The 4,143-nt window shown below is 57.7% G+C and carries 4 protein-coding genes and 1 pseudogene; 2 read left to right on the top strand and 3 right to left on the bottom strand.

Annotated features, from left to right (window positions below; all coding sequences use genetic code 11):
• Positions 1-320, top strand: a pseudogene (locus tag E0486_RS19030) (formimidoylglutamase); the annotation flags it as partial.
• Between the two features lie 99 nt (positions 321-419).
• Here E0486_RS19030 and E0486_RS18365 read toward each other — a convergent pair.
• The 3 genes from E0486_RS18365 to E0486_RS18355 all read right to left on the bottom strand — a co-directional run bounded on the left by E0486_RS18365 (position 420) and on the right by E0486_RS18355 (position 3,342).
• Entirely contained in the window at positions 420-839 is a 420-nt protein-coding gene (locus tag E0486_RS18365; protein ID WP_131853097.1) for an SH3 domain-containing protein, read from the bottom strand.
• A 6-nt stretch (positions 840-845) separates the two neighbouring features.
• Positions 846-1,193 (bottom strand): BON domain-containing protein, encoded by a 348-nt coding sequence (locus E0486_RS18360; protein WP_131854497.1) that lies wholly within the window; start codon positions 1,191-1,193, stop codon positions 846-848.
• 157 nt (positions 1,194-1,350) lie between these two features.
• The gene (locus tag E0486_RS18355; RefSeq protein ID WP_131854495.1) at positions 1,351-3,342 is read right to left on the bottom strand and encodes an ABC-F family ATP-binding cassette domain-containing protein; all 1,992 of its coding nucleotides are present in this window, start codon (positions 3,340-3,342) and stop codon (positions 1,351-1,353) included.
• 161 nt (positions 3,343-3,503) lie between these two features.
• Here E0486_RS18355 and E0486_RS18350 point away from each other — a divergent pair, with 161 nt between their 5' ends.
• A complete protein-coding gene (locus tag E0486_RS18350; protein ID WP_131852543.1) occupies positions 3,504-4,127 on the top strand; it encodes a DUF3347 domain-containing protein in 624 nt (207 codons plus the stop codon).
• Positions 4,128-4,143 lie beyond the last annotated feature (16 nt).

Genomic DNA, 4,143 nt, shown 5'->3' with positions numbered 1-4,143 from the left:
TTTTTATCCACGGCAAACGCACGTTCCAGCAAGCCATTGCGCACGCCATTGAGTTTACCGACGACACCTGGTGCGGCATCGAGGTCGACCTCGACGCCGTGCAGGGCGCCCTCACGAGTGCGGCTACGCCATCGGGACTGCTGCCGTTACATGCGCGCCAGTTTATTAACCTCTGCGCCGGCAACGCCAAATGCGCCTACCTCCACATCTGCGAAGGGGCGGTACGTCTTTCGAATGGAAGAACAGATGAGTCCACCGGGAAGCTGATCGCCTACCTCGTGTCGGATTTCATCAAGATGCATTCCGCGGAGAAGCAATAAAATAGTTGGAGGCTTGTAGTTGGTAGTTGGCTGGCGAACGAAAAGAATCGGACGCCGCATTGCGGAACTACAAACTACAAACCACCCACTACAAACTTCTTACTCCGGCGACAGGTACTGCGCCGACGCATAACCCTCCACACCGTTGCTGGTGCGCACCAGCCACCACTGTTCGTTGGCCTTGCTGATGAGGGTCACGTAATCATTGTGCGCCGCCTTGCCCACCACCTGCTGGTCGGTGCCGGGGCCCTTGCGGATGTTGAGGTTCGACTCCTGCGTGGTCACCTTGGCACGGCTGCCCGCAGCCGACGCCCCCACGTTGACGTCGAGCACGAGGTCGCCGGCGCGGAAGTCAGGATCGATCTCGTTGTAGATCTGCCAGAGCTGGTCTTTTACCTGCCCGTTCGGCGCCTCCCCGTCGATGTACAAAACGTTGTTCTGCTCGCGTACTGCCAAGTTGCGCACGCCGGCCTGCTGAGCGGCCTGCACAAGGCGCCCGTATTTCTCCTGTACTGCCATAGCTGCTTATTTGATGGTTAACTGATTGTTGACCTTGCGCGGGTTCATCGCCTGTACGGCCTGCATGAGGCGGGGTAGACGTTCGCGCTCAACCGTGCCCGTAAGCGTTACCTCGCCGTTGCTGACGGTCGCCTGCACGTTCGGGTAATCTTTCGTCACTGCCGGGAGCCGCTGCCGCAGCGAATCATCGGCGGAGATGGTCACCGGCTGGTTCACCGGCGGATTCGTGGTGGTCTCCTGGCCCGGGTAGGTGGTTTCCGTCTCTACCTTTTTTTTGTCCTTGCCTTTGCAGGAGGCCAGGCCACCGCTGAGCAGCGTGCCGGCTACCGCCAGGCTTAAAAAGAGTTGCTTCATAGCGTTGATTTATGAAGCAATGTCACTGCAAGTATTATACCCGACCGGGAACGGGTGGGAGCAGGGCGTTTGTGGCTGATCGTTAGCCGGCAAAGTTCCTCCTCAGGCGGGTGCGCATCGCCGAACTCCAGACGCCAAACCACAAACTCCAAACTGTTTAGAGCTGCGCTTCCAGCTCGATGATCTTATCGAAGAGCTGCTCGTACTCCTTGTTCAGCTCGCCGATCTTTTTCTGAACAGCGGCGTAGTCGGTCTCGGTTTTTTTGAACATGTCGGGATTGGCATACGTATCCGGTGCCGCCAGCGCAGCTTCCAGTGTCGCCTTTTGCTCGTTTAGCCGGGCAAGGTCGTGCTCTACCTGACCAAACAGGCGCTGCTGTCTTTGCAGCTCTTTCTGCAGTTCCTTGTTGATCGCTTTCTTGGCAATGGTCGGAACGGGCTCCTCCGCCTTCGGAACTTCTTTTTTCACTTCGGCTTTCTTCCCGCCTTTGGGCGTCGCTTCAACCGCCGTGTTGGCGGAAGCCGCCTTGGAGGCCTCGCGCTCGGCCTGTGCGCGCCGCTCTTTCCATTCCGACCATTCGTCGTACGTTCCTTTGAATTCACGGATCTCGTGGTCTACGATCTCCCAGATCTTGTTGGCCGTCTTGGAAATAAAATAACGGTCGTGGCTCACCAGCACATAGGTGCCTTCATAGCGGTTCAGCGCGTCGATCAGCAGCTCGTTGGAATGAATGTCCAGGTGGTTCGTCGGTTCGTCGAGCAGCAGGAAGTTGGCTTTGGAAATGATCGTCTTGGCCAGTGCCACGCGGGCCTTCTCGCCGCCGCTCAGCACCTTGATTTTCTTATCGGCATCATCGCCGCTGAAGAGGAAGCATCCGAGCAGTGTCCGTAGTTCCTGCTCCGTTTTTTTCGAGCCGGCGTCTTTCAGTTCGTCGATGAGTGTATTGTTTCCGTTGAGCGCCTCCATCTGGTGCTGCGCGTAGAAAGCCTCGTCCACGTTATGGCCCCACTTGCGCTCGCCCTGTATGGGTTCGGTCCCGGCAATGATGCGCAGGAGGGTCGATTTGCCCTTACCGTTCGCACCCACCAGCGCGATCTTGTCGCCCCGCTCGATCTCGGCGCTGGCATTTTCCACGATGGTCAGGCTCGGGAACTTCTTGGTGACGCCCTTCAACTCACACAGCACTTTGCCCGGCACCTTGTCGATGGCGAAGTTGATGCGCAGGTCAGGGCGCTCGATGCCGACGTCTTCGATGCGATCCAGCTTGTCGAGTTTTTTCATGATGCTCTGGGCCATCGCTGCTTTCGAAGCTTTGGCACGGAAGCGTTCCACCAGGCGTTCGTTCTGACGGATATAATCCTGCTGGTTTTCGTAGGCACGCTGCTGCTGCTCGATGCGCAGCTCTTTCTCCTGCTCGTAGTATTCGTAGTTGCCGGTATAAAAATGCAGCTCGCGCTGGTACAGCTCCACGATCTTCTTTACCATGCGGTTGAGGAAAAAGCGGTCGTGGCTCACCATGACCACGGCGCCCTTATAGTGGAGGAGGTATTTTTCCAGCCACTCGATCGAGGGAAGGTCCAGGTGGTTCGTCGGTTCGTCGAGCAGCAGCAGGTCGGGCTGCTGCAGGATCATGCGGGCCAATAGCACCCGCATCCGCCAGCCACCGGAGAATTCCTGGTAGGGACGCTGCAGGTCGGCGTTGGAAAAGCCGAGGCCCTGGAGCACTTCGCCCGTCTTATATTCCATCTCGTACCCGCCGGCTTCTTCAAATTCGTGCAGCTTGTCGCTGTACAGGTGCAGCAGTTCGTCGGTCTGCTCGGTCTCCAGCTTCTTCGTCAGCTCGTCGAGCTCCTTACCGATGGCCACGGCCCGGTCGAAGGCATGCTGCGCCACCTGGAGGATCGACTCGCTCGTCTCAAAGGAGAGGAGATCCTGGTGAAGGTAGCCGATGCTGGTATTGCGCCCGCGCTCCACGGTACCGTTGGAGGGCTGGTATTCGCCCACCAGCACCTTGAGCAGGGTGGATTTGCCGGTGCCGTTGTAGCCTACCAGGCCAATGCGTTCCTGCGGGTGAATGTGCCAGGTGGCATCTTTCACGATGGTCCGCGCCCCGAATTCGAAAGTCACGTTTTGAAAGCCTGCGAGCATAGAGAAGGAGAGTTTTAGGAGAGCGCAAAGATAGTTTATAGTTTATAGTTTATGGGGTTGAGATGCGCCTTAAACGGGCTTTGGGAAGGGTTTCACGGTTTGGGCAACTATAAACCATAAACTGTAAACGGTCAACTGTAAACTTGCCTAATTTTGCCCCCATGCGGAAATTCATCTGGATCCTCGCCCTGGCCGCAGCCGCCCTGGGGGTTTATTTTGTCGCCTTTCACCAGTCCGAAGAGCCGGCAGGCCCCGAGCCCGAAAAGCAGAAGCCCGTGGCCCAGAGCAAGTACAGCGCGGCTTTTAACACGTCGGTGGGCAAAGCCATGGCCGACTACGATGCCCTGCGCGAGCAATTGGTAAACTGGGACAGTGCGGCGGTAAAAACACAGGCGGCCAAGCTGCAAACGAGCCTCGGATCCGTGGCGTACGATGAGCTGCACAAGGACACGGCCATCTATGAAACCGCCATCAGCTACAAAGACATGTTTGCCGGCGACCTGACGGCCATGCAGACGGCTCCCAACCTCACTGAAGCCCGCCGCAGCTTCAATTCGCTCTCCCAGAACCTGTACGACCTGCTGCGCGTGATCCGCTACGATGCCGCCCCGACCTACCTGATCGAGTGCAACATGGCCTTCAATGACACCGAACCAGGGGTGTGGCTCAACAGCAGCAGCACCGTACGCAATCCCTATATGGGCCTCCATCACCCGACCTATAAGGGCGGGATGCTGAAGTGCGGCGAGCCCAAAGACAGCCTACTCTTCGCGGTAAACAAGTAACCTATGCGCTTCCTGG

Origin of the sequence: Flaviaesturariibacter aridisoli (assembly GCF_004343705.1) — a bacterium.
GTDB classification, from domain to species: Bacteria; Bacteroidota; Bacteroidia; order Chitinophagales; family Chitinophagaceae; genus Flavisolibacter; species Flavisolibacter aridisoli.
This window is presented reverse-complemented; position numbering and strand designations above follow the sequence as displayed.

Bases quoted from the DNA above. Each gene is read 5' to 3' on its own strand.
- E0486_RS18365 (WP_131853097.1), bottom strand. From the start codon at position 839: ATGGCAGTACAGGAGAAATACGGGCGCCTTGTGCAGGCCGCTCAGCAG.
- E0486_RS18360 (WP_131854497.1), bottom strand. From the start codon at position 1,193: ATGAAGCAACTCTTTTTAAGCCTGGCGGTAGCCGGCACGCTGCTCAGC.
- E0486_RS18355 (WP_131854495.1), bottom strand. From the start codon at position 3,342: ATGCTCGCAGGCTTTCAAAACGTGACTTTCGAATTCGGGGCGCGGACC.
- E0486_RS18350 (WP_131852543.1), top strand. From the start codon at position 3,504: ATGCGGAAATTCATCTGGATCCTCGCCCTGGCCGCAGCCGCCCTGGGG.